The organism is Halomonas sp. QHL1 (assembly GCF_001882345.1).
Taxonomy (GTDB): Bacteria; Pseudomonadota; Gammaproteobacteria; order Pseudomonadales; family Halomonadaceae; genus Vreelandella.
Genome location: NZ_MINL01000001.1, coordinates 1,471,101 through 1,494,199, shown reverse-complemented (window position 1 = coordinate 1,494,199; position 23,099 = coordinate 1,471,101). Strand labels below are relative to the sequence as shown.

At 53.6% G+C, this 23,099-nt stretch carries 25 protein-coding genes and 3 tRNA genes; 22 read left to right on the top strand and 6 right to left on the bottom strand.

What is annotated here, in order from left to right; genetic code table 11:
- Positions 1-31: 31 nt before the first annotated feature.
- A complete protein-coding gene (locus QHL1GM_RS06845) occupies positions 32-346 on the bottom strand; it encodes a high-potential iron-sulfur protein (protein ID WP_071693790.1) in 315 nt (104 codons plus the stop codon).
- A 304-nt stretch (positions 347-650) separates the two neighbouring features.
- Between QHL1GM_RS06845 and QHL1GM_RS06840 the strand changes: the two genes are divergently transcribed.
- Both QHL1GM_RS06840 and QHL1GM_RS06835 read left to right on the top strand, forming a co-directional pair.
- A complete protein-coding gene (locus tag QHL1GM_RS06840; RefSeq protein WP_071693789.1) occupies positions 651-926 on the top strand; it encodes an Lrp/AsnC family transcriptional regulator in 276 nt (91 codons plus the stop codon).
- 97 nt (positions 927-1,023) lie between these two features.
- Complete coding sequence (locus QHL1GM_RS06835; RefSeq protein WP_071695937.1) at positions 1,024-1,884, top strand: DNA/RNA non-specific endonuclease; 861 nt, start codon at positions 1,024-1,026, stop codon at positions 1,882-1,884.
- 86 nt (positions 1,885-1,970) lie between these two features.
- Here the strand turns inward: QHL1GM_RS06835 and QHL1GM_RS06830 are convergent.
- From QHL1GM_RS06830 to QHL1GM_RS06820, 3 genes are all read right to left on the bottom strand, one after another.
- Positions 1,971-2,057: transfer RNA gene (locus QHL1GM_RS06830), tRNA-Leu, on the bottom strand.
- 60 nt (positions 2,058-2,117) lie between these two features.
- Positions 2,118-2,204, bottom strand: a tRNA-Leu gene (locus QHL1GM_RS06825).
- A gap of 62 nt (positions 2,205-2,266) precedes the next feature.
- A tRNA-Leu gene (locus tag QHL1GM_RS06820) sits at positions 2,267-2,353 on the bottom strand.
- A 249-nt stretch (positions 2,354-2,602) separates the two neighbouring features.
- Here QHL1GM_RS06820 and rnr point away from each other — a divergent pair.
- The 9 genes from rnr (at position 2,603) to QHL1GM_RS06775 (ending at position 10,516) form a co-directional block, all read left to right on the top strand.
- Complete coding sequence (gene rnr / locus QHL1GM_RS06815) at positions 2,603-5,020, top strand: ribonuclease R (protein ID WP_071693788.1); 2,418 nt, start codon at positions 2,603-2,605, stop codon at positions 5,018-5,020.
- A 2-nt stretch (positions 5,021-5,022) separates the two neighbouring features.
- Positions 5,023-5,808 (top strand): 23S rRNA (guanosine(2251)-2'-O)-methyltransferase RlmB, encoded by a 786-nt coding sequence (gene rlmB / locus QHL1GM_RS06810; RefSeq protein WP_071693787.1) that lies wholly within the window; start codon positions 5,023-5,025, stop codon positions 5,806-5,808.
- 235 nt (positions 5,809-6,043) lie between these two features.
- Complete coding sequence (gene rpsF, locus QHL1GM_RS06805) at positions 6,044-6,421, top strand: 30S ribosomal protein S6 (protein ID WP_007113338.1); 378 nt, start codon at positions 6,044-6,046, stop codon at positions 6,419-6,421.
- A 33-nt stretch (positions 6,422-6,454) separates the two neighbouring features.
- On the top strand, positions 6,455-6,682 hold the full coding sequence (rpsR, locus tag QHL1GM_RS06800) for a 30S ribosomal protein S18 (protein ID WP_008958980.1): 228 nt from the start codon (positions 6,455-6,457) through the stop codon (positions 6,680-6,682).
- 12 nt (positions 6,683-6,694) lie between these two features.
- Positions 6,695-7,546: a hypothetical protein gene (locus QHL1GM_RS06795; RefSeq protein ID WP_071693786.1), complete on the top strand. Its 852-nt coding sequence runs from the start codon at positions 6,695-6,697 to the stop codon at positions 7,544-7,546.
- A gap of 15 nt (positions 7,547-7,561) precedes the next feature.
- Positions 7,562-8,008 (top strand): 50S ribosomal protein L9, encoded by a 447-nt coding sequence (gene rplI, locus QHL1GM_RS06790; RefSeq protein WP_071693785.1) that lies wholly within the window; start codon positions 7,562-7,564, stop codon positions 8,006-8,008.
- Between the two features lie 257 nt (positions 8,009-8,265).
- Positions 8,266-9,654: a replicative DNA helicase gene (gene dnaB, locus QHL1GM_RS06785; protein WP_035584124.1), complete on the top strand. Its 1,389-nt coding sequence runs from the start codon at positions 8,266-8,268 to the stop codon at positions 9,652-9,654.
- Between the two features lie 80 nt (positions 9,655-9,734).
- The gene (locus QHL1GM_RS06780; RefSeq protein ID WP_022522725.1) at positions 9,735-10,028 is read left to right on the top strand and encodes a hypothetical protein; all 294 of its coding nucleotides are present in this window, start codon (positions 9,735-9,737) and stop codon (positions 10,026-10,028) included.
- A 185-nt stretch (positions 10,029-10,213) separates the two neighbouring features.
- Positions 10,214-10,516 (top strand): DUF6482 family protein, encoded by a 303-nt coding sequence (locus QHL1GM_RS06775; protein WP_071693784.1) that lies wholly within the window; start codon positions 10,214-10,216, stop codon positions 10,514-10,516.
- A gap of 15 nt (positions 10,517-10,531) precedes the next feature.
- Here QHL1GM_RS06775 and QHL1GM_RS06770 read toward each other — a convergent pair whose 3' ends face one another.
- Positions 10,532-10,930 carry a thiol-disulfide oxidoreductase DCC family protein gene (locus QHL1GM_RS06770; RefSeq protein ID WP_071693783.1) on the bottom strand — a complete coding sequence of 133 codons (399 nt, stop codon included), beginning with the start codon at positions 10,928-10,930 and terminating at the stop codon, positions 10,532-10,534.
- Positions 10,927-12,540, bottom strand: coding sequence for a cryptochrome/photolyase family protein (locus QHL1GM_RS06765; RefSeq protein ID WP_071693782.1), 1,614 nt, complete (start codon positions 12,538-12,540; stop codon positions 10,927-10,929). Before QHL1GM_RS06765 ends, QHL1GM_RS06770 begins: the two co-directional genes overlap by 4 nt.
- A 129-nt stretch (positions 12,541-12,669) precedes the next feature.
- Here QHL1GM_RS06765 and hemH point away from each other — a divergent pair, with 129 nt between their 5' ends.
- From hemH to QHL1GM_RS06710, 11 genes are all read left to right on the top strand, one after another.
- The gene (hemH, locus tag QHL1GM_RS06760; RefSeq protein ID WP_071693781.1) at positions 12,670-13,749 is read left to right on the top strand and encodes a ferrochelatase; all 1,080 of its coding nucleotides are present in this window, start codon (positions 12,670-12,672) and stop codon (positions 13,747-13,749) included.
- Between the two features lie 228 nt (positions 13,750-13,977).
- The gene (locus tag QHL1GM_RS06755) at positions 13,978-16,359 is read left to right on the top strand and encodes a putative monovalent cation/H+ antiporter subunit A (protein ID WP_071695936.1); all 2,382 of its coding nucleotides are present in this window, start codon (positions 13,978-13,980) and stop codon (positions 16,357-16,359) included.
- Complete coding sequence (locus QHL1GM_RS06750) at positions 16,352-16,783, top strand: Na+/H+ antiporter subunit B (RefSeq protein WP_071693780.1); 432 nt, start codon at positions 16,352-16,354, stop codon at positions 16,781-16,783. Before QHL1GM_RS06755 ends, QHL1GM_RS06750 begins: the two co-directional genes overlap by 8 nt.
- An 18-nt stretch (positions 16,784-16,801) precedes the next feature.
- On the top strand, positions 16,802-17,149 hold the full coding sequence (locus tag QHL1GM_RS06745) for a Na+/H+ antiporter subunit C (protein WP_071693779.1): 348 nt from the start codon (positions 16,802-16,804) through the stop codon (positions 17,147-17,149).
- Positions 17,146-18,750 (top strand): Na+/H+ antiporter subunit D, encoded by a 1,605-nt coding sequence (locus QHL1GM_RS06740; RefSeq protein ID WP_071693778.1) that lies wholly within the window; start codon positions 17,146-17,148, stop codon positions 18,748-18,750. The genes QHL1GM_RS06745 and QHL1GM_RS06740 overlap by 4 nt, the downstream gene beginning before the upstream one ends.
- Positions 18,747-19,220 (top strand): Na+/H+ antiporter subunit E, encoded by a 474-nt coding sequence (locus tag QHL1GM_RS06735; RefSeq protein ID WP_071693777.1) that lies wholly within the window; start codon positions 18,747-18,749, stop codon positions 19,218-19,220. The genes QHL1GM_RS06740 and QHL1GM_RS06735 overlap by 4 nt, the downstream gene beginning before the upstream one ends.
- The gene (locus QHL1GM_RS06730; protein WP_071693776.1) at positions 19,220-19,489 is read left to right on the top strand and encodes a monovalent cation/H+ antiporter complex subunit F; all 270 of its coding nucleotides are present in this window, start codon (positions 19,220-19,222) and stop codon (positions 19,487-19,489) included. Before QHL1GM_RS06735 ends, QHL1GM_RS06730 begins: the two co-directional genes overlap by 1 nt.
- Positions 19,482-19,886: a monovalent cation/H(+) antiporter subunit G gene (gene mnhG, locus QHL1GM_RS06725; protein ID WP_071693775.1), complete on the top strand. Its 405-nt coding sequence runs from the start codon at positions 19,482-19,484 to the stop codon at positions 19,884-19,886. Before QHL1GM_RS06730 ends, mnhG begins: the two co-directional genes overlap by 8 nt.
- Before the next feature lie 205 nt (positions 19,887-20,091).
- The gene (locus QHL1GM_RS19900; RefSeq protein WP_071693774.1) at positions 20,092-20,298 is read left to right on the top strand and encodes a DUF2256 domain-containing protein; all 207 of its coding nucleotides are present in this window, start codon (positions 20,092-20,094) and stop codon (positions 20,296-20,298) included.
- Positions 20,282-21,727 carry a DASH family cryptochrome gene (locus QHL1GM_RS06715; RefSeq protein ID WP_071693773.1) on the top strand — a complete coding sequence of 482 codons (1,446 nt, stop codon included), beginning with the start codon at positions 20,282-20,284 and terminating at the stop codon, positions 21,725-21,727. Before QHL1GM_RS19900 ends, QHL1GM_RS06715 begins: the two co-directional genes overlap by 17 nt.
- Before the next feature lie 92 nt (positions 21,728-21,819).
- Positions 21,820-23,088: a lytic murein transglycosylase gene (locus QHL1GM_RS06710; protein WP_071693772.1), complete on the top strand. Its 1,269-nt coding sequence runs from the start codon at positions 21,820-21,822 to the stop codon at positions 23,086-23,088.
- The last annotated feature ends 11 nt before the right edge of the window (positions 23,089-23,099 follow it).

Here is a 23,099-nt window from a genome sequence, read left to right as displayed (position 1 = left end):
AGGTGCTTGTACGGCTAGCAGTTTTAAACGCTTAAGCTTGAGCGGTCCAGGATTGGCACCAGCCAGCGGGCTCAACGCTGTTCTCCGGGAATAGCTGACAGCCTTCTTTATCTGCTATCCAGAACATGCAGTTATCGCAGCGTTCGCCCTCTTCATAGGCCGGGTGATCGCTGGCTTCACTGGCATCTTCTACGTAGTTAAGTGCTTGGGCATTGCTTGCGGAAGGATCAAGGCGCGGCAGCTCTTGGGCGAAAGCTGTTTTAGAAAGAATGCCAGCTCCCAGTGGAAGGGCCGCAAGGCCCAACATGCTGTTGCGCATAAAGTCACGACGGCTCTTATTAGCCATGATTTCTCCTTATCGTCACGGTCTGACGTTTGGTCACGTTTACCGGGTGGTTATCCACCTCTTTGTGCTCCGCATAATCATCTAAGCTGGAGCTCTCTGCTACATTTTTCAACTTGCTACGTTTCTAAATCTTGCTCTTCAACTACATGCTAGCGGATGTACAAGGGTTGTGCGAATGCCCTAGTCGGTATAGCGACAATTGGTCACGCTGTCGCCGGGTGCTGCGTTCGCTGACTCGTCGCTGCTATACTCTGCGCTGCTTAGACACTTCTGTTTATGACCACTTTCTCTTAGGGGGCGCGCCATGCAAAACGCAGTCATTTTAATCAATACCGACAAAGGGCAGGTCAAGGCTGTGGCCGAGCGGCTGGCCGGTGTGGAGGGCATTAGTGAGGTTTACTCGACCTGTGGCCGCTACGACCTGGTGGCGATCGCGCGTACTCGCGATTTTGAAAGCCTGGCTGAGCTTGTGACCGAGCGCTTAAACGCCGTGGAAGGTGTTAGCGATACGGAAACCCTAAATGCCATGCAGGTTCACTCCCGCCATGATCTAGAAACGATGTTTTCACTAGGCTGGTAGTCTGAACAGCTAATGCCGCCGTTGCGGTAGTTATATTCATTATAAAAATGACATAAAACGATAGGCGCTGGTAAGCGTTAGCCATGGAGTAAGAGTGTTGGGAATATCGCTTTCGAGCTGGCGTCGGCAGGGTCGACGATTAGGCATTGCCGTGCTGTTTGTTGTTGTTGGGACAGGGCTATGGGAGTTTCAGGAGCGTCAGCATAAAGATGCCTACACCTGGATGGGGGTTCCTACATGGGAAGGGTTTCGCCCTACTACGATGCACCGGGTGCTGCGTAATGATGGCTACTTAGTGGGCTGGTCCGATGTGCGGGTTAATCCGCTATGGGTAAGCTATCAGGTAGAAGCAGTAGACGATTCGAGAATTGGTTCGCGGCCTAATTTTCAAGCCGATTGGCGCATGCTATGGCCTGTAGGCACTGATAGCTACGCGGGTAGCGGCTATGACCGAGGCCATTTAGCGCCCAACTATGCGATCGCCGCCGTACATGGGCGTAGTGCCCAGGTCGACACCTTCCTTATGAGCAATATGACCCCGCAGCGGCCCAACCTGAACCGACAGCTCTGGCAGCGGTTGGAAGAAACAGTCATGGATCACTTTGCGCCGCGTTTTGATCGCTTACAGGTGATTACTGGCCCCGTTTTTCCAGAACGCTTTATGGATAATGTGTTCAACCGGGTAGGAATGGTCGAAGTGCCCGAGGCGTTTTATAAGATTATTGTCGCGCCGCATAGTGAAGTGCCGTTAGCGCTGGCGTTTATTATGCCGCAGGACGTGCGCGGCAATGAGCCGCTTGATGACTATTTAGTGACCATCGATGAGATTGAAGCGCGCACAGGGCTTAACTTCTTCCCAGAACTAGCAACGGAAGTAGAGTCTGTATTAGAAGGTGAATTACGTTTACAAGGTTGGGCGCTTGAAGAAGTGGCAAAACGCCCAGGGCGATATCAATAAACCGGGAATACTACTAAAAGGGGGATAGTGCGGACAGGTTTACAGTAGGGGAGATAATAATGATGCGGACTGGCCCATGTAAGTCATGGTGCCCAGGAGAGGACTTGAACCTCCACGTCCATACGGACACTAGCACCTGAAGCTAGCGCGTCTACCAATTCCGCCACCTGGGCGCATCATTTGAAGCGTAGTCGATAAACTCTGACTTTAACCACTTGCCGTTTGTGTTCGTATGGTGCCCAGGAGAGGACTTGAACCTCCACGTCCATACAGACACTAGCACCTGAAGCTAGCGCGTCTACCAATTCCGCCACCTGGGCGAACACAAACCTTAACTGCCTGCACCGTACTGCTTATACAAATAGATAGTATAAAAACAGTTTGGTGCCCAGAAGAGGACTTGAACCTCCACGTCCATAAGGACACTAGCACCTGAAGCTAGCGCGTCTACCAATTCCGCCATCTGGGCAATTGGCGCGTATAATACCGGGGTGATGGTTAAATGCAAGACCTCGCATGCGCTTTTTATAAAGCAAAATGTATAAACAACGCCTAAGACGGTTGGGTGATTGAACGTGCAGCGCTATACTGCGCCCATGACTAAACAAAACCCTATTCATTTCAGCCTATCAAGCGTTGAAATATCCAGCCCGCAACGTACCTCGTTTGCGCCTTTTTTATGCCTCTCGCAAATGACGCCATTAAGGATGTTGATCGCATGAAGTATTGGACGTTAAGTGATGATCCGCACGCCGAGCGCGAGGCGCATAAATATGGCAACCCAGCACCGAGTCGGGAGTATCTGCTTGCTGCGTTAGAAAGCTATGGCAAGCCGATCACCCACGAAAATATGAGCCGCATGCTGGGGCTGGAAGACGAAGACCTTATAGAAGCTGTTAGGCGCCGTTTGGCGGCAATGGAACGCGACGGCCAAGTGCTGCGTGACCGTCGAGGCGCCTACGCGCTGATCGACAAGCTCGACCTGGTCAAAGGTAAGGTGCTCGGGCACCGCGACGGCTTTGGTTTTCTGCTGCGCGATGATGGCAAAAAGCCAGACCTGGTGTTACCTCCGCGCCAAATGCGCCGCGTTTTTCACGGTGACCATGTGCTGGCGCGCATTAGCGGGCGTGATCGGCGTGGCCGTGATGAGGCGACCATCGCCGACGTTATAGCTCGCAACACGCAGACCATCGTCGGCGTTTACCGCAGCAATACCCCCGAGTTTGGCATTCTGATCCCGGAAAATCCGCGTATCACTCAGGAAGTGATTATTCCCCATAGTGCTTGCGGTGGCGCTAAAGATGGCCAGGTGATCTCAGCTAAGATCGTCCAGCAGCCGGCCACCCGTGTGCAGCCGGTGGGCGAAGTGGTTGAAGTGCTGGGCGAGCGTATGGACCCCGGTATGGAAATTGATATTGCGATTCGCAGTTACGATATTCCTGCAGAGTTTCCGCCTGAAGTGCTCGATCAGATCGCCGGTATTTCAGCAGAAGTGCTGGAAGAGGATAAGCAAAACCGCGTCGATCTGCGGGATGTACCGCTGGTCACTATCGATGATGAGTCTGCAAAAGACTTTGACGATGCGGTGTGTGCCTGGAAAACCAAATCGGGTAGTTGGAAGCTGCTCGTCGCCATCGCGGATGTTTCCCACTACGTCCGCCCGGGCACGCCGTTGGATAATGAAGGGCGCACTCGGGGCAACTCCGTCTATTTCCCAGGCCAAGTCGTCCCCATGCTGCCGGAGCTGCTGTCTAACGGGCTCTGTTCGCTGAACCCCCATGTGGATCGCCTGGTGCTGGTGTGCGAGATGAATATTTCGCAAACCGGTGCGATTAGCCGCTACCGCTTCTACGAAGCCGTGATGAATTCCCATGCTCGCCTTACCTATAACAAGGTAGCCGCGATTCTCGACGAGAAGAGCGAAGAGGGCGAGGCGCTACGCACAGAGCACAGCGAGCTAGTTAAACCGCTGAAAAATCTGGAAGAGCTTTACTACTTGTTGCGCGAAGCGCGGGCTGAACGTGGCGCGATCGATTTTGATACCACTGAAACGGCGATCATCTTTAACGATGAGCGCAAAATCGAAAAAATCGTTCCGCGTAGCCGTAACAATGCGCACAAGTTAATTGAAGAGTGCATGCTGGCAGCCAACGTGGCGACCGCGCGCTTCCTGGATAAGCATGACCTGCCGGCGCTATACCGTATTCACGAGCGGCCGACACCTGAGCGGCTTGATAAGCTGCGTCTGTTCTTGAATGAGCTAGGCCTTGCGGTTGGCGGTGGCGATATGCCCACTCCGCAGGATTATCAGGCGCTACGCGAGACGATTGCCGACCGCCCTGATTTCGATATTATCCAGACGGTTATGCTGCGCTCGATGAATCAGGCGGTCTACTCACCGCAAAACGAAGGTCACTTTGGTTTGGCCTACCAGGCCTACGCCCACTTTACCTCGCCGATTCGTCGCTACCCTGACCTGCTAGTGCACCGCGCCATTCGTTCGGTGATCCGCGGTCCGCGTCAGACCAATACGGTGCTTCGCGTCGAGGGTGCGCCAGTTGAGCCACCAAGCAAGTGGTGTCCGTATACCTTCGAGCAGATGCTTGAGCTGGGTGAACACTGCTCAATGACTGAGCGTCGTGCCGACGAGGCCACCCGTGATGTAGAGAGCTGGCTGAAGTGCGAGTTTATGTCCGACAAGCTCGGCGAGACGTTCGAAGGCACCATTGCTTCGGTCACTCAGTTTGGTCTGTTTGTACGCCTTGATGAGTTCTATGTGGAAGGCCTGGTGCATGTCACGTCGCTGCCCTCGGACTACTACCATTACGAGGCTGAGAAGCACCGCCTTAAAGGCGAGCGCACCGGCACGACCTACCGCTTAGGCGATGGTCTTACCGTTCAGGTCGCGCGTGTCGATATGGATGACCGTAAGATTGACTTCGGTCTGAATGATGAAAAGCCACGCCCGCGCCGTCAGCCGCGTAAGAGTCGCGGTGGGGAAGGGGGAGCTGGTGCCAAAACAGGTGGTGCCAAAGCCTCTGGTGACAAACCATCCAATGGCGAGAAGCCCGCTACACGTCGCGGCCCACGCCGTACGCGCAATGGCCCACGTAAACCATCACCGAATAAGGGCTGAGTATGAAGTCGGCGTCTTCACGGCGGGGGCTCAAAACCCCTGATGGGCTGGATCAGGTATATGGCGTTCATGCACTGCAAAGCCTGCTAGACAGGGGCGAAGCGCCCCGGGAGCTTTGGGTACAGCAGGGGGCAGGGAGTCGCTTAAAAGAGCTGGTCTCCCACGCTCAAGCGCAAGGCGCTAAAGTGAAAGAGCAGCCACGCGACCTGCTCGATCAGTTAACCCAGGGTGCGGCTCATCAGGGAGTGGTGGCGTTTTGTCCGCCGCTAACTCCTGAAGGTGAAGAGTCGCTTTGGCTTAAGCTGCGCGCTTGGCCTTCGTCTACACCACCGCTTCTACTCATTCTGGATGGGGTGACGGACGTGCATAATTTTGGCGCATGTCTGCGCAGCGCGGATGCCGCCGGAGCTCACGGGGTTATTGTGGCTAAGGATAAAGCCGCACCGCTCAATGCAACGGTGCGCAAAGTCTCGTGTGGCGCCGCCGAGGTGGTGCCGGTTTATCAAGTGACGAATTTGGCGCGCACCCTTGCTAAGCTGAAAGATGCCGGCGTCTGGATAACTGGTACGGCCGGCGAGGCTGAGGCCAGTGTCTTTGACATCGATATGACTGGCCCCACAGCACTGGTGATGGGGGCAGAGGGCAAGGGCATGCGGCGCTTAACTCGAGAAGCGTGCGATAACCTTGCTAAGCTGCCCATGGCGGGTGAAGTATCAAGTCTTAACGTGTCAGTGGCCACCGGTATCTGCCTGTTTGAGGCTGTTCGTCAGCGTCAGCTTGCAAGTTAGCCACTACCCTACTAAGATGCATGCGCCCGTTTGTCTGCAAGCGGGCGTTAGCTGTGAGAATTAGTAATTGAAACTGTCTTTGAAAACAGTTGTTGAAATAAAAGTTCTGTTTGATGCCCCGGTGACCGCCTAGCGCGGTGATGGAGCACTTCAGTTAACTCCTTGCTTCCCTGTCGTCGTTCATTGCCTTTAGCAATAGCACACAAAGGAAGCTGTCAAACCGCAAGGAGATCCCATGCGTCATTACGAAATCGTGTTTATGGTCCACCCGGATCAAAGCGAGCAGGTGCCGGCGATGGTTGAGCGCTACACCAGCATCGTTACCGAAAACAGCGGCACTGTGCATCGTCTAGAAGATTGGGGCCGTCGTCACTTGGCTTACCCGATCAACAAGATCCACAAAGCCCACTACGTGCTGATGAACGTTGAATGTAGCGGCGAGACTCTCGACGAGATCGAGAACATCTTCCGTTACAACGACGCCATCATCCGCAGCCTGGTTGTTCGCTGCAAAGAAGCTGTTACTGAAGCTTCCCCGATGATGAAACCGGCAGAAGAAAAACGTCCGCGTCGCGAAGAAAAACCGCGCGCTGAAGAAGAAGAAACTGCCTGATTTTATTCACTGCACGTTTTAAGGAGCTAGTCCATGGCACGTTTTTTCCGTCGCCGTAAGTTTTGCCGCTTCACCGCTGAAGGCATCAAGCAGATCGATTACAAAGATCTGGACACGCTGAAGGCTTACATCACCGAAACCGGCAAGATCGTTCCAAGCCGTATTACCGGCACCAAAGCACGCTATCAGCGTCAGTTGGCGACCGCTATCAAGCGTTCGCGTTATCTGGCACTGCTGCCCTACTCCGATAGCCACCAGTAAGCGTTTAACGTGATGCTGGCACTAGCCCGATGGCTAATGCGGGGCACGCCTTACGCTGCAGGCGGGGCGGCCCTGGCAACGCTAGTGCCTTGGCTGTTCTGGTTAGGAGCAGCTATCGCTGCGTTGATGACTCTACGCAAAGGTTTTGCACCTGCGCTGCCAGTCATCATCGCTGCAGCACTACCAGCCGGCTGGTGGTGGGCTCAGGGTGACGTGATTCCGCTTGCTAGCATACTGCTGGTAACGCTGATGGCCGTTATCCTGCGCGAGAGGATGCGTTGGGGTGAAACCTTGATTGTGGGGACATTAGTCGCCGCCGTCATGGTTCAGCTCGGCATCTTCAGTCCGCCAGGTGGCACTGAGCTAATGCTTGAGCAATTGCGGGAAGGTTCAGAAGAAGTGGATCGCATGCTCACGGAATTTGCCAATCAAGGCTACGATACTTCAACCATTGCCGCACTGGTGGTGGGTGGAGTGACCGGGCTTGTGGTGCTGTTGGCAGCCATCGTGTGTTTGGCACTTGCGCGTAGTTGGCAGGCTGGGTTGTACAACCCAGGTGGCTTTCGCGAAGAGTTCCACGCACTGCGCTTGACCCCTAAAGAGCTGGCCGTGCTAGTCGTCATTGGGGTGATAGGTATGCTGCTAGGCGCTCATGCGCTGGCGATGCTTGGTTGGATTCCGCTGTTGGTAGCTGGCGTTGCGTTAGTGCACGGGTTTATTGGAATAAAGGGGATGAACGGGCTGTGGCTGGTAGCATTTTATGTGCTACTGATCACGACCTGGCCCACGATTCTCATTGTGCTGCTGTTGGGGCTGATTGATACATTCGCGAACGTTCGCGCACGCCTTGCCCGCAGCAACTGACAAGAGGTTTACGAGATGGAAGTCATTCTGCTCGACAACATTGGTAAGCTGGGCGGCCTGGGTGACAAGGTCACCGTGAAGCCTGGTTATGGTCGTAACTACTTGGTGCCTTACGGCTTAGCCGTACCGGCCACCAAAGACAACATCGAAGCGTTTGAAGCACAGCGTGCTGAGCTCGAAGCGCAAGCCGCTGAGCGTAAGGCAGAAGCCGAAACGCGCGCTGAGCAGCTAAACGACATCGAGCTGTCTTTGGTTTCCAAAGCAGGCGATGAAGGCAAGCTGTTTGGTTCTATCGGTCCGCGTGACCTGGCTGACGCTATTTCCTCTGCTGGCATCGATGTTGCCAAGAGCGAAGTTCGTATGCCGACTGGCCCGATTCGCCAAACCGGCGAATACGACATCACCCTTCACTTGCACGCTGAAGTGGATGCTGTTGTACGCGTCGTGGTAGTTGCAGAGTAATAGAGAGAGTAAGTTAGTAACGACGTAACGTGGTTACTAGCTGTAGCTAATATAGCTGCCTCAAAAGGCGCGGGTATTTTCCCGCGCCTTTTGTTTTTCTGGGTATTAGCTATTTCCGGGTGTTGCCTAAATTATCTAGTTCATCTCGGCTGGGTATTTTAAGACAATGTCTTCATCATGCTGGTAGTCGCACTGTATGTCGGCGGCTAAGATAAGCATTTTCACCGGCTACGCAGTAGTGTTTAAAGGAGCGCGCTATGCAGGACCAGCCTTCTGCTGATAAAGAAACGGCAGCGTTAAAACTGCCGCCGCATTCGTTGGAGGCAGAGCAATCGGTACTCGGCGGGCTCATGCTAGACAACCAGGCCTGGGATAACGTCTCAGAGCGGTTAGTCGCTGATGATTTTTACCGCTATGAGCACCGTTTGGTGTTCAACGTGATGATTCATCTGGCTGAAGCCGGTCAGCCATTAGACGTGGTGACTCTTTCCGAAGCGCTAGAAGCGCGTGATCATTTGGATACGGTAGGCGGTCTGGCGTTTCTGGCTGAATTGGCCCGTAACACGCCCTCCGCCAGTAATATTCGCGCCTACGCGGATATTGTGCGTGAGCGGGCAACGCTGCGTAAGCTGATCCGTGCCGCTAATCAAATTGCCGATAGTGCCTTTACCCCCCAGGGGCGCCCGGCGGATGAGTTGCTCAACGAAGCCGAGCGGCTGGTATTCCAGATTGCCGAGGAGCGTCCTAAAACGGGCGGCCCTATCGGCATGAGTGATCTATTGACCAAAGCCGTTGATCGCATTGACGAGCTGTTTAACCTTAAAGGTGAGATGACCGGGCTTTCCACGGGTTTCCGTGACCTGGATGAAATGACCACCGGTTTACAGCCTTCGGATATGGTGGTGATTGCAGGCCGTCCCTCAATGGGTAAAACCACTTTCGCCATGAATCTGGTTGAGCATGCGGTTATTTCCAGCGACAAGCCGGTCATGGTGTTCTCCATGGAGATGCCCGCAGAATCGCTTATGCTGAGGATGCTGTCGTCGCTGGGCCGAATTGATCAAACCCGCGTGCGTACCGGCCAGTTGGAAGATGAGGATTGGCCGCGCTTAACCTCCGCGGTTAATCTGCTCAAAGACAAGCAGCTATTTATTGATGACACTGCCGCCTTGTCGCCTAACGAGATGCGCTCACGGTTGCGCCGTGTGGTGCGTGAACATGGCAATATCGCGCTGGTCATGATCGATTATCTGCAGTTAATGCAGATTCCCGGCTTTAACGAAAACCGCACCGGTGAGATTTCCGAGATTTCGCGCTCCTTGAAGGGGTTGGCGAAAGAGTTTAATTGCCCTGTTGTGGCACTTTCTCAGTTGAACCGCTCCTTGGAGCAGCGTCCCAACAAGCGTCCGGTCATGTCGGATCTTAGGGAATCTGGAGCGATTGAGCAGGATGCGGACGTTATTGCCTTCGTTTATCGCGATGAAGTCTATAATCCAGATAATCCCGACAATCAGGGTATTGCTGAGTTAATTATCGGTAAGCAGCGTAATGGCCCTATCGGCACGGTGCATATGGCGTTTATCGGCAAATATACCCGCTTTGAGGATTTGGCCCCGGATAGCTACGGTCAAGCGTTTGGCGACTAGCTTTGTAATGAGTCACTTGAGGGTGGGGAGCGAGTTCGTATAATGCCCCACCCACGATATGTAAAAAACGGGAGCAGCAAATGGCAGGTGGATTTCGGCGCGGTAACCGGCAGCGTCTTCCTAAGTTAGAAGGTCGCGGTGAACTAGAGGCGATAGAGCGGGAAGGCCCTTTTAAAGAGTGGTTGGGTATGCCAGACCTGTATCGCTACCATTTGGTTGTGGCAGGCGAGAAGTATAGCTACCAGACCGAAGACGGCGAGTTACCCGTTACGGTGGGGGACAAGGTAGTGTTCCGCTACAAAGAGACTAAAGGCGGCAACTGGATTGATCGCAATTCGCTGGGTAAAGCCATCGACCCCTCTGAATACCAATAATCGATTGATGTCTTGACCTTACGGTCAGGAACTCTCTTGCACTATTGACCTCCTAGCTATTAATGTCTGGTTATTGCTTATTGTCATTACATTGCAATGATAGGGCAATTGAAGTGTCACGGGGTGCAGCCATGCTGTGCCCTGATGTCATAATGTATGAAATAGCCAAATAATAGGAGGGAACCATGGAACTTAAGGATCTTAAGCAGTTTGTCGCCAGTCACGACAACTTTGAAATTCGCGTGATTACCCATTCGGGGAGCCGTTTTTATCAGGTTGAGCTGGAAGACGTTGAAGGCGAGCGCCATATGTTGACGCAGCGTGGCAAGCCGATGCTGTTTCGCTCGCTGGATGATGCCTATATGGATCTCAAGCGCGCCGGAATTCACCGTGCTTACTTGGTACAGCATGTGCCACACGATGAAGTGATTGGCCGCGATGCGCACTACAGTGAGCCGCTGACATCGCGTATGCCGCTTGTTTTTTAATGCTATTCACACCCATCAACTTTTAGTCTGACGCTTTTCCCACCACTGCCCAAGCCGAATTCGGCGACGGGCAAAAAATCGGTAACCGGCATTCATTACGCCGCGTACTCCCGGTAAGCACGAAAGCCTCACCAGCCGCCGGTAGCCCAACACTGCATAGAGGGCACGGCTGGCATCCATGCCGATGTACCAATTTCCTTGGCTATCAAGTAGGTGTAATTGCCCCATCATGGCGTTAAATTCTTGCCCATACGCCTGGGCGTTAAAATCACTGGCCTGAATATCCACCAGCGCGATGTGTTCCCGATGGCGATGCTTTTCCAGCCACGCGACTTCCTGCTGGCAGAACGGACAGTGGCCGTCGTGAAATAGCGTCACCGGTGGTGCAGCGTTTAGCGGTGTGTAGCGGCTCATTGTGACTCCTTATTGGTATCGATCGTACTGGCCTTGATCGTGGTGTTCGCATAGCCTGCGGTATGGCAGGGTTGCCCGTAGCCCGGCGATGTTTCCAGTCGATCCAAAAAGTGCTCAGCCTGTTGGCGGATAGCCTCGCGCTTCTCATCGGCCATGCGGTTAAGCGAGCCGTAAATCAGCTTCATGCGCGGATTCTTATTCAGGCGTTCAGCGTTGGTTTCAAGGAAGTGCCAGTAAAGACTGTTAAAAGGGCAGGCCTTGGGGCCAGTGACCTGCTTGGGTGAATAACGGCAGTGCTGACAATGATCGGACATTTTGTCGATATACTTACCCGAGGCGCAGTAGGGTTTTGAGCCCATTAAACCGCCGTCGGCATGCAACACCATACCCAAGGTATTAGGCAGTTCCACCCATTCACTGGCATCGGCATAAACCGCCAAGTACCAGTCGCAAAGCGCTTCGGGTTTAACCCCGCACAGTAGGGCGAAATTGCCCGTGACCATCAGTCGTTGAATATGATGGGCGTAGCTATTATCGATGGTCATCTGAATAGCGCGCTGCAGGCAGCGCATATCGGTATCAGCATCCCAGTAATACGCGGGCAGATCGCGCTCAAAACCTAGCTGATTCGAGCTTTTGTAGCTGGGCATCTGTGTCCAGTAGAGCCCACGCACGTACTCGCGCCAGCCAAGTATTTGGCGGATAAACCCCTCGACGGCGTTGATCGGCACGTCGCCGTCATAGTAGCGCTGCTCGGCGGCTGCGCAGACTTCATGAGGCGACAGCAAGCCGATGTTCATCGCGGCTGAGAGCCGCGAGTGATAAAGATAGGGCGCTGAATCGCTAATCGCATCCTGATAGCGGCCAAAATCAGCCAGTCCATGGTTTATAAAATGCTTGAGATCCACTAATGCCTGCCGCCGTGTCACCGGAAGGTTAAAGTTCGCCAATGTGCCCATATGATCGCTAAAGTGGCGTTCGGCATCAGCCAGAGCGGCTTTTGTCAGTGCATCCTGGCGATGTTGAGGTAGCTCAGGGAAATCCAGTGAAGCTTTGATAGGCTGGCGATTGTCGTGGTCAAAATTCCACTTGCCGCCAACGGGTTCGTCGCCCTCCATCAAGTACCCGGTGCGCTTGCGCTGTTCCCGGTAAAAGTACTCAAGGCGCAGCTGCTTGCGGCCTTTGGCCCAGTTAGCGAAATCATCGGGGGTGGTGAAAAAGCGCTCGTCCTCAAGTAGCCGCCACGGAATCGTTGCGTGTTGGCGTGGTTGCATCGCCTGCCATAGCCGCCATTCGCCCGGTCGGGCAACGCGTATCTCATCGCAACCATACTGTTGAGCGATGCGTTCGGCTTCCTCTATGAGAGAGTGGCAGTTATCCGCATCGTCCAGAGCGCTGTAGTGCACCTGAAAGCCCTTTTCGCGCAGAGCCTGGGTAAAGTGACGCATGGCGGCCAAAAAGAGGCCTATTTTGTGAATATGGTGGGGCACATAGCGCGCTTCCTCGGCGACTTCGCACAGGGCAACCACGGCATTGTCGGGCGGGTTTTGCAGCGTTGTAAGTGAAAAAGAGAGCTGATCGCCGAGCACCAAAAGCAAAGGCTTGGACATGAGTTAACCTGTAGCTGTACAAATAATGTCGATAGTATAACTTTATGCCGTCGCTGTGCCGAAAAGTGGTAGCATTTAGTTAGTTTTTATTGGTTTTAGTGCCACCGCTATTTTTCAGGAGCATGATTAATGACCGAAAATGTCGTCAAGGACCAGCCGGGCGAGGGCCGCTTGGCCCATGCACCCAGCGATCATCCGCCGGTACCGCGTGCAAAAGTGGGTGTGGTGCTAGCGAACTTGGGAACCCCGGATGCCACCGACTACTGGTCAATGCGTCGCTACCTCAATGAATTTCTTTCTGATAAGCGCGTGGTCGACTATGCCGGTTGGAAATGGCAGCCGCTACTACAGCTGATTATTTTGACTAAGCGTCCATTCTCATCGGGCAAGGCCTACCGAAGTATCTGGAATAATGAAAAAAACGAAAGCCCGCTGCTGACGACGACGCGCGCTCAGACTGAAAAAATGACCGCACGGTTAAAAGCGCTTTACGGTGACGATGTTGAAGTCGATTTCTGCATGCGATATGGCAACCCCTCGACTGAAAGCGTGCTGACACGATTAAAAGAGAAGGGCTGTGAGCGAATCGTGTTTTTTCCGCTCTATCCCCAATACGGTTCACCGACCACGGCAACGGCGAATGATCAGGCGTTTCGCACCCTGATGAAAATGAAGTGGCAGCCATATATACGAACGGTGCCCGCTTATTTTGAACATCCTGCTTACATTCAGGCGTTGGCCAATTCGGTGCAAGAAGCCTACGACGGTTTTTCGTCCCGGCCTACTAAACTGGTTGCCAGCTACCATGGCGTCCCCGAGCGCTACCTAATGGAAGGTGATCCTTACCACTGTCAGTGCCAGAAAACCACGCGCCTGCTCCGCGAGAAGCTTGGTTTTAGCAAAGAGGAAGTGGATACCGCTTTCCAGTCGCAGTTCGGTCCCGAAAAATGGGTCGGCCCGCAAACCGTTAAGCATGTGGCGGAACTCGCCGAACAGGGGCATAAACACATTGCGATTATGTCGCCTGCCTTCTCATCCGACTGTGTTGAAACTCTGGAGGAGATCGAAGAGGAGATCCGCGATAGCTTTATGGAAGCGGGTGGCGAAACGTTTAGTTATATACCTTGCTTGAATGATCGCGACGACCATATCGATGCTCTGCTAGCGGTTATCAACAACGAGCTAGCAGGATGGCTATCAGTTCCCTAACGCACTATTTGACGTAAATGCCAGCTAACAACAGCCGCAATGCACGTTAAGTCGCCTGCGGCTGTTTGCGTTTAAGGGTTTGACTGGTCAGCCAAAACTGACTGATATAAGGTGTACAACTTTAGAATCACTATTATCCAATGCTGGCATGCCAGTGATAAGGCACGATGCCTGGGCTTTAGCCACTGTCTGATGGTGAGCCTTTCGTTATTCAGGAGGTTTCGCTTGATACAACTCGCCGTTTTAATGGGTTTCGTGCTGGCCGCGCTGTCGCCGATGTTAAACAGCTGGTTTGGACAGCGCACCAGTCTTGTACTGGCCCTGTTTCCTGCCGGGCTTGCGGCGTGGTTGGCACTCCAGGCTCCAGAGGTCATAGAGAACGGCAGCCTGCTTTTAGAGTGGCAGTGGGTGCCTTCGCTGGGGATCAGCCTTACCTTCCTGTTGGACGGTTTATCGTTGCTCTTTGGGCTGTTGATTACCGTTATGGGCGCCTGTGTCCTGGTGTATGCCGGTGGCTACCTGAAAGATCATCCTGATCTTGCTCGATTCCATATCGCCTTAGTCGCTTTCATGGTGTCGATGCTGGGGCTGGTGTTAGCTGACGGACTCTTTACGCTATTTATTTTCTGGGAACTGACCAGCATTACCTCCTATTTGCTGATTGGTTTTAATCACGCCGATATTAATGCACGTAAATCAGCGCGGCAGGGCTTATTCGTTACCGTGGCGGGCGGGTTAGCATTAATGGCTGGGCTGGTACTGCTAGGAATTGCCAGCGGCAGCTGGTCGCTGGCGGAGATTCTGAGTCAGGAAGCTGACCTGCGTGAGCATGCGCTCTACACACCCATGCTGATCTGTTTGCTGCTGGGCGCCTTCACCAAATCGGCTCAGTTTCCGTTTCATTTCTGGTTACCCAACGCCATGGCAGCGCCGACGCCGGTCTCTGCCTACCTGCACTCGGCCACCATGGTGAAGGCGGGTATTTATCTGCTGGCACGCTTACACCCGGAGCTTGGCGGCACGGCGATGTGGGTTGGTGTTCTTTCCGTGGTGGGGGCGACCACGATGCTGGTCGGTGCGTTTTTAGCGATTCACCACACCAATATCAAAAAGCTGCTCGCTTACTCGACCATTATGGCGCTGGGCACGTTGACGATGCTATTGGGCATCGGCACCGAGTATGCAATGACCGCGTTTGTTACCTTCCTGCTGGCGCACTCGCTGTATAAAGGGGCGCTGTTTATGGTCGCCGGTATTCTCGATCATGAAACCGGCACTAAAGATGTCACCCAGATGGGGGGGCTACGCTCGCTGATGCCGGTAACCGCCACCATTGCTTTGGTGGCAGCACTTTCGCTCGCCGGTGTGCCGCCGCTACTCGGCTTTATCGGCAAAGAGCTGATGCTTGAATCAGTACTCGGCGCCGATAGCTTCCGAACGCTACTAATATTGTTTGCCTTTCTGGCATCCATTTTGACTATTGCCGTTGCCTTTATCGTGGCGTTACGCCCTTTTTACGGTAAACGTCATCACACCCCGCTTGAACCACATGAAGCGCCGCTTAGCATGCTAATAGGGCCTGCGCTGCTCGCGTTGGGGTCGCTCCTGCTAGGTCTGATGCCCGCTGTGCTGGGAGCTGATGCATTACTGACCGCTACCGCCACGGCTATATCCGGGCAAACAGTAGAGGTGGCGCTGTCGCTTTGGTACGGCATCAACGTCGCGTTGATAATGTCGATTATTAGCCTTGGTTTAGGTTTTTTGCTGTTTAAGCGTTGGGACAGCGTGCGTGGCAAGCTCACTGTGTTGGCACCGATAATGCGACATGGCCCAGAGGCGGGTTATGAAAGCATGATGAATGGCATTGTGCACTTCTCAGAGTGGCAAACACGGCTACTGCAAAACGGCTATATGCGGAACTACATCCTGGTGATGTTAATCACGCTCATTGCACTGATCGGTAATTCAATTCTGCTGCGCCATTCGCCAGTGTTTACCTTTGATCTGGATGTGCGTTTCCACGAGGTGGTTGTGGCGGGCACCATGGTGATGGGGGCACTATTTGCGACCATTTCTCGATCGCGGCTGGGGGCAGTGGTTTCCGTAGGTGTCATGGGTTTCTCCATTGCGTTAATTTTTATTCTATTCAGTGCACCAGATCTAGCGATTACCCAGCTGCTGGTAGAGACCTTGACGGTTATTTTGCTGGTACTGGTGCTGTTCCGCCTGCCGCGCTTTTCAAATCTTTCCACCAGCTTGGAGCGCATACGAGACGGTGTTGTGGCCGCTATGGTGGGTACCTTGATCTGCCTACTGATTATGACCTCCTGGAGCATTCAACAGTTTGAGCCCATTTCAACCTACATGATCGAGAACAGTGCGCCCTTGGCGTATGGCCGCAATATCGTCAACGTCATTTTGGTCGATTACCGGGCCCTGGATACGTTAGGTGAGATGTTCGTGTTAGCGCTGGCTGCCATCGGCGTTATCGCCATGTTAAAGCTACGCCATGGAGATGGGCGTCAGGGTGAAAACGGCAATCGGGAAAGCAATAGCGCAAGAACCGCCGATAGCAGCAAAGTGACAACCAGGGAGCCTAACGATGGTTAAGTCAGGCACGATTATTCTTAACACCGCTGCACGGTTTTTAATGCCGCTGCAATTGATGTTTTCGATTTTCCTACTGCTGCGTGGCCACGATGAGCCGGGTGGAGGATTTATTGCCGGGCTAGTCGCAGCGGGGGCATTTACGCTCTATCTATTTGCCTTCGGCGTTAGTGCTACGAAGGAGGTGCTGCGGATGGTTGATCCCCGCGATCTGATAGGCGTTGGCCTGCTGCTGGGAATGATCTCGGTAGTGCCGGCCTGGTTTATGGGCCAACCCTTTTTGACCGCCCAGTGGTGGACTATTCCGGTTATTGATTTTAAGGCCTCCACGCCGCTGATTTTTGATATAGGCGTCTACTTTGCCGTGCTGGGTTCGGTCACGGGCATGGTGATGACGCTGATGGAGGTCGACAAGGATGAACCTTGAGTTACTAGGAGGCACAGCATGGAACCACTAATGGCGCTGGCGATAGGTCTACTCTATGCAACAGCTATTTTTATGATGCTGCGTCGCTCTATCGTCAAACTGGTGATTGGCTTGATGCTGCTCTCTAACGCCGCCAATTTACTGATTTTTACCACCGCAGGCATGACCCGGGGTGTGCCACCATTGATTGCAGAAGGCATGATGCTGCCGCCCAGTGGCGTGGCCGACCCCTTGCCGCAAGCGGTTGTGCTGACGGCGATTGTGATTGCTTTCGGGGTGCTTGCCTTTGCCGTGGTGTTGATTCGACGTGCCTACGAAGTCGTTAAGGCTGATGATCTCGATAAGATGAAGGATACTGATACGTGAGGCCTGAAGTTGCTCTTCCCGTCCTCTTGCCCCTGCTGACCGGGGCCGTCTCTTTGTTGTTTTGGCGCTCGCGTCCCATGCAGCGCTTTTTGGCGGTGGCAGGCAATGCGGCACTGCTGATTGTTAGCCTGTGGCTGTTTGTATCCACGCTGTCAGATGGCTATGTCACCATGCAAATGGGTAGCTGGCCAGCCCCCTTCGGGATTACCTTAATTGCGGATCTGTTAAGTGCGGTGATGGTGTTGATGACCGCGATTATCGGCTTGGCAATGGGTATTTACTCGCTGGCCACCACTGGCCGCGGTCACGAAAAATTTGGCTACTACCCGTTAATGCATTTGCTGCTCGCCGGGGTGATGGGGGCCTTTTTGACCGGCGACATCTTTAACCTTTATGTGTGGTTTGAGGTAATGTTGGTTGCCTCTTTTGCGCTGCTGATTCTGGGTGGTGAGCGTGCGCAGATGGAGGGGGCGATTAAGTACGTCACCTTGAACCTGTTGGCATCGGTCATCTTCCTGACCGCGGTGGGTCTACTCTATGGCATGGTGGGTACACTCAACATGGCCGACATTGCGCTGCGCATGGATGAGGCAGAGCACACCGGTATGGTTGAAGTGCTGGCGGTCATGTTTATGGTGGCCTTTGGGATCAAAGCCGCCGCCTTTCCGCTGTTCTTCTGGCTGCCAGCTTCGTATCACACCCCGCCGGTTGCCGTTTCTGCGCTGTTTGCCGGGCTGCTCACCAAGGTAGGTGTGTATGCGATGTTCCGCGTCTTCACGCTGATGTTCGATCAAACCATGGGCTATCTCCAGGATATTATGCTCTGGGGCGCTGCATTCACCATGGTAACGGGCGTGCTCGGCGCGGCGGCCCAATATGAATTTAGGCGAATATTGTCGTTTCATATCGTTAGCCAGATTGGCTACATGATCCTAGGCTTAGCACTTTATACCCCTTTGGCGATCGCTGGTGGCGTGTTTGCCATCGTGCATAACATGGTCGTGAAGACCAATCTGTTCTTGATCAGTGGTATCACCCACCGTTTGCAGGGAACCTATCAGCTTAAAAAAATGGGCGGGTTGTACCGAGAACGCCCCTGGCTTGCCGTGGCGTTTTTTCTCTCGGCTTTCTCGCTAGCGGGCATACCGCCACTGTCGGGCTTTTTTGCCAAATTCGTGATTGTGCGTGCGGGTTTAGAAGTTGAAGCCTATGTGGTGACCGGTATTGCACTGGCGGTCGGGTTAATGACGCTCTACTCCATGGTGAAAATTTGGAATGAAGTGTTTTGGAAGTCGTTACCCGAAGATAATCACGTGCCAGAGACCGCCACACCCACTGGCGACGACGGTCGGCTATTAAAGCCCAGCCTATGGATGATGTATTTGCCCGTCATGGTGTTGGCGTTATTTTCACTGCTCATTGGTGTTCTTGCAGAGCCGATCATGTGGGTGATGATGGGGATTGGTGATCAACTGTTCGAACCCTCGGGGTATATTGAAGCCGTACTAGGTGCTTCAGCCAGTGCAGACGATGTGCTGCTGCAGCCAACGGAGACGGCAGAAGATCAACCTGAGGCGGACGCCGGGGAGGCAGCGCCATGACCGGAGCCATTTGGAACCTACTGCTAGGTCTTGCATGGGTATTGTTAAGTGGTGATTTCACCGGCTTAAACCTTCTTGTCGGACTAATATTTGGCTACATCACGCTGATACTTATTGAGCCTCAGCTTGACTCCCTAAAAGGCTACCCGGCACGTGTACCGCGTTTTATCGGCTTTATCGGTTTTTTTCTTAAAGAACTGGTACAAGCCAACTTGCGTGTCGCCTTTGATATTGTCACCCCCCCTTGGCATATGAAGCCTGGGGTCATTGCGATGCCGCTTTCTGCACGCACCGAAATGGAAATTACCATGGTGGCTAATCTCATTTCGTTGACACCCGGCACGCTGAGCCTTGATGTGTCTGATGATCGTAAGGTGCTGTATATCCATGCGATGTTTTTAGACAACGAGGAAGAGCTGCGGCGCAATTTAAAAGAGATGGAGCACCGGGCTTTGGAGCTGTTTCGCTAATGGATACCGTTATTCTTATCAGCCAGGTGATTATGAGCGTGGCGCTGATTCTCACCTTTGTTCGCGTAGTGCGCGGCCCGAGTCTGCCCGACCGCGTCGTGGCTTTAGAGCTTTTTTCGACCACCGTGGTGGGGCTAGTTGGGGTTTATGCGATTAAGTCGAACGTCGCTAGTTTTCTAGACGCTGCCATTGTGATTGCTCTGATGGGGTTCTTAGCGGCCATTGCGTTTGCGCGCTTTTTAGAAAGGGGAGGCCCACGGGATGATTGATTTCATAAAGGGCGCATTAATTATCGGTGGCGCGCTGTTTATGCTACTGGCCTCCGTTGGGCTGTTGCGGTTGCCCGATTTGTTAACGCGTATGCATGCCACTACCAAGGCCGCGGCATTAGGCGTTATCTTAATTATGCTGGCAGCCGCCATGCACTTTGCGGAAGTGGGTATCGTGGCCCGCTCATTTGCCATCATCGTGTTTATTTTGATGACCGCCCCCGTTGCGGCCCACGTGATTGGCCGTGCTGGGTACTTTGTTGGCTCGAAGCTGTGGAGCGGTACCGTGAAGGACGAGTTACGCCCTAACTATGATCCTTTAACTCATGAACTTAAAAGCGGCCTGGAAACCCAGGAAAACGCCAAGCGCCAACCCCGTGAGACTGACCCTGACTAGTCCAGCCGTGCCCAACATTTTGAGAACCACTATTGAGCCACCCTCGGGTGGCTTTTTTGCGTCTGGAGAGGGGATTAAGACGCGAGTGATTAATTCGGCCTTAACAAATCATGTACAATAAAATAATATACAATAGTTATACTTGATAAGGTATTGTGTCCATGTATTACGCCATGTTCCGCGAGAAGTGTGAATAAACGTGACCATGCGACGCAAACAACACCTGCCGCAAAAAAACTGTGTTCATTGCCAGCGACCGTTTACTTGGCGGAAAAAATGGGCGCGCTGTTGGGACGAGGTGCGCTACTGCAGCGAGCGGTGCCGTCGTAGTGCTAGGCAACCAAAGCGCTTATCAACTAGCACAGGGCATCAAAGCACCTCAAGGAGGCACGAGCATGAACAGCACGATTGATATTGTCTGGCTGCAAGACGACCTGCGCATTGCTGATAATCCTCTTTTACACTTTGCCTCCTCTCCTTGTTACCTGCTGTGTCTGTACGTCGTAGATGAGCAGTGGTTTTCGCCGTTATTTGACGGCGAATCGACACCGCGTATTGGGCCTGCGCGCTTGCGCTTTCTATGGCAAAGTTTAATGGAGTTACGTGGCGAGCTTCTGCGGCGCGGCAGTGATTTGCTGGTGCGAATTGGGAAGCCCAGCGATGTGGTGATTGAGCTGGCGTCAACGCTTAACGCACGGCAGGTACGCGTTGCTGACCATGCAGGAGTTGAGGAAAGCGCACATATTCATGCGGTTGAGCAAGGGCTGTCTAGCCACACCGCATTTGATTGCATAGAGAGTGGACGGCTCATTGATCGACAGGCATTGCCTTTTGAACGCGAAGGTCTGCCCGCGAGCTTTTCTGCCTTTAGGCGCAGCGTGGAGGGCGAATGCATTGTCCCAGCCAGTCGCAGCGCCCCAGTAACATTGCCCCCCTGGCCAGAGGCACCTAGGGGTTTTCCACCGCTAAAGTCGGTCTGTGAGCAGAGCGCTAATTGGCAGCCCGATCCCCGCCAAGGGTACGCATATCGGGGTGGGGAGTCAGCGGCGCATGGGCGCCTGAAGGATTACTTGTGGCGTCAGCAGGGCGGTGAAACGTATAAGAAAACCCGCAACGGGCTGTTGGGGGCTAATTTTTCAACCCGTGTTTCACCGTGGCTGGCGCGGGGATGTTTGTCTGCTCGCCAAGTCAATGACGCGGTTAAGGCGTGGGAAGCGGAAAACGGCAGTAATGAATCGAGCTACTGGATTACCTTCGAGCTACTCTGGCGAGAGTATTTTATCCGCGCCGCCCAGTTGGAAAGAGAGACAATGTTTGGCTTCCGCCAGACTGACAAGCCATGTGCCGCTTTCGATGCCTGGCGTAATGGCAACACGGGACTGCCATTTGTAGATGCAGCGATGCGTGAACTTCTCCACACTGGCTGGCTATCCAATCGTGCCCGGCAAAACGTGGCCAGCTTTTTGGTTAAAGACTTGAAGGTAGATTGGCGTTTGGGGGCGTTATGGTTTGAGCACTGCCTGATTGATTATGACGTGGCCAGTAACTGGGGCAACTGGCGTTATATTGCCGGTGTTGGGCGCGATCCACGCCAAGATCGCTACTTTAACGTGCTAAAGCAGGCAGGACATTACGATCCCCAGGGCCTGTATGTAGCGCATTGGCTGAAGTCGCTTGAAAAGCTTCCCCATGGTTTAGCGCGTCATCAGCCGTGGCGTGCAGACCCCTTGGCGTTTGAAGTTCCCTGCGTTGTGCCCGAGCAGTGGGAGCGTTGGTTGATTCCTTGCTGTGAGACAGGCAGTTTAGCCGAGCGGCCTAGTGTGGCGAGCGTTATAAAGTAATCGTCACCTGCGACCAGTCGTGGAGGCTAGTATCTGCCTCATTTCTAGGCCATCATCTTCGTTATGCCAAGGACTGCCCAAGGATCGAAATAATGTCTCGTGATTTTTCTATTGGGCGGCGTTGCCGCCCCCTCTTGTGTGTCTCATTAATTGCCGCAATAAGCACTCCTTTTGCCGCAAGTGTTGCACTCGCTAATCCTCAGCTGATGTCAGAAGTGGATAGCCGAGCTGCCACAGAGGTTAGCTACGCTAACTTTCAGCAGTGGCTTCAAGACTTTCGTCAGTATGCTGCTGGCCAAGGGATCAGCGAAGCAACACTAAGTAATGCGCTAGATGGCGTTCGTTATCGTGAGCGTGTGATTGAACTCGACGGATACCAGCCCGAATTCGTTCGACCTATTTGGGAATACCTGGATACCGCGGTTTCATCTACGCGTATTAATAACGGCCGGGAAAAGCTGGCTGACCACCGCGATACCGCGCAGCAAATGCAGCAGCGTTATGGGGTGCCCGCCGAAATTATTGTCGCCATTTGGGGCATCGAGAGTAACTACGGCAGTAATTTTGGTGATTTTTCGACCTTGGAGTCCCTTGCCACGCTGGCTTACGATGGACGGCGTCGTGATTTTGCCCGGGGAGAACTGCTCGCAGCGTTACGAATTATTGACCAAGGTGATATCGCCGCTGAGCAGATGAAAGGCTCCTGGGCTGGCGCCATGGGCCATACCCAGTTTATTCCCAGTAGCTTTGAAGCTTACGCGGTGGATGGTGATGGTGATGGACGGCGCGATATCTGGGGTAGTATTCCTGACGTAATGGCATCAACCGCCAACTATCTTGACCGTGCTGGTTGGCAAACCGGCCAACCCTGGGGTGTCGAGGTACGCTTGCCCGAAGGTTTTGATTACGCCCAGACCGAGCGACGCAGCAGCGCCGAGTGGCGCAGCCAAGGCGTACAGGCGCAGCAGGGCGAATTGCCGAATTTTGATAGCGCCGCCATCGTGATACCCGCTGGCGCGGAAGGCCCTTCCTTTTTGGTAGGCGCTAATTTCCGTGCAATCTTACGCTATAACAATGCCACCAGTTATGCACTGGCCGTCGCGACGCTAGGGGATGCGATTGCCGGACGTGATGGGATTCAGCAAAGCTGGCCGCGAGATAAAGCGCCACTTACCCGTGATGATGTGCAAGAGCTTCAGCGCACGTTAAACCGTGTAGGCTACTCTGTAGGCGGTGCGGATGGCGTCATGGGACCCAATACGCGGCAAGGCTTGCGGAACTTTCAGCGTGATCAAGGGTTAATACCGGATGGCTTTGCCACCCAAGAGCTGCTTGAACAGCTACGTCAGCGTTCGCAGTAAGCAGTGTTTAA

Coding starts and splice junctions, on each gene's coding strand:
- QHL1GM_RS06845 (WP_071693790.1), bottom strand. CDS start 346: ATGGCTAATAAGAGCCGTCGTGACTTTATGCGCAACAGCATGTTGGGC.
- QHL1GM_RS06840 (WP_071693789.1), top strand. CDS start 651: ATGCAAAACGCAGTCATTTTAATCAATACCGACAAAGGGCAGGTCAAG.
- rnr (WP_071693788.1), top strand. CDS start 2,603: ATGAAGTATTGGACGTTAAGTGATGATCCGCACGCCGAGCGCGAGGCG.
- rlmB (WP_071693787.1), top strand. CDS start 5,023: ATGAAGTCGGCGTCTTCACGGCGGGGGCTCAAAACCCCTGATGGGCTG.
- rpsF (WP_007113338.1), top strand. CDS start 6,044: ATGCGTCATTACGAAATCGTGTTTATGGTCCACCCGGATCAAAGCGAG.
- rpsR (WP_008958980.1), top strand. CDS start 6,455: ATGGCACGTTTTTTCCGTCGCCGTAAGTTTTGCCGCTTCACCGCTGAA.
- QHL1GM_RS06795 (WP_071693786.1), top strand. CDS start 6,695: ATGCTGGCACTAGCCCGATGGCTAATGCGGGGCACGCCTTACGCTGCA.
- rplI (WP_071693785.1), top strand. CDS start 7,562: ATGGAAGTCATTCTGCTCGACAACATTGGTAAGCTGGGCGGCCTGGGT.
- dnaB (WP_035584124.1), top strand. CDS start 8,266: ATGCAGGACCAGCCTTCTGCTGATAAAGAAACGGCAGCGTTAAAACTG.
- QHL1GM_RS06780 (WP_022522725.1), top strand. CDS start 9,735: ATGGCAGGTGGATTTCGGCGCGGTAACCGGCAGCGTCTTCCTAAGTTA.
- QHL1GM_RS06775 (WP_071693784.1), top strand. CDS start 10,214: ATGGAACTTAAGGATCTTAAGCAGTTTGTCGCCAGTCACGACAACTTT.
- QHL1GM_RS06770 (WP_071693783.1), bottom strand. CDS start 10,930: ATGAGCCGCTACACACCGCTAAACGCTGCACCACCGGTGACGCTATTT.
- QHL1GM_RS06765 (WP_071693782.1), bottom strand. CDS start 12,540: ATGTCCAAGCCTTTGCTTTTGGTGCTCGGCGATCAGCTCTCTTTTTCA.
- hemH (WP_071693781.1), top strand. CDS start 12,670: ATGACCGAAAATGTCGTCAAGGACCAGCCGGGCGAGGGCCGCTTGGCC.
- QHL1GM_RS06750 (WP_071693780.1), top strand. CDS start 16,352: ATGGTTAAGTCAGGCACGATTATTCTTAACACCGCTGCACGGTTTTTA.
- QHL1GM_RS06745 (WP_071693779.1), top strand. CDS start 16,802: ATGGAACCACTAATGGCGCTGGCGATAGGTCTACTCTATGCAACAGCT.
- QHL1GM_RS06735 (WP_071693777.1), top strand. CDS start 18,747: ATGACCGGAGCCATTTGGAACCTACTGCTAGGTCTTGCATGGGTATTG.
- QHL1GM_RS06730 (WP_071693776.1), top strand. CDS start 19,220: ATGGATACCGTTATTCTTATCAGCCAGGTGATTATGAGCGTGGCGCTG.
- mnhG (WP_071693775.1), top strand. CDS start 19,482: ATGATTGATTTCATAAAGGGCGCATTAATTATCGGTGGCGCGCTGTTT.
- QHL1GM_RS19900 (WP_071693774.1), top strand. CDS start 20,092: ATGCGACGCAAACAACACCTGCCGCAAAAAAACTGTGTTCATTGCCAG.
- QHL1GM_RS06715 (WP_071693773.1), top strand. CDS start 20,282: ATGAACAGCACGATTGATATTGTCTGGCTGCAAGACGACCTGCGCATT.
- QHL1GM_RS06710 (WP_071693772.1), top strand. CDS start 21,820: ATGTCTCGTGATTTTTCTATTGGGCGGCGTTGCCGCCCCCTCTTGTGT.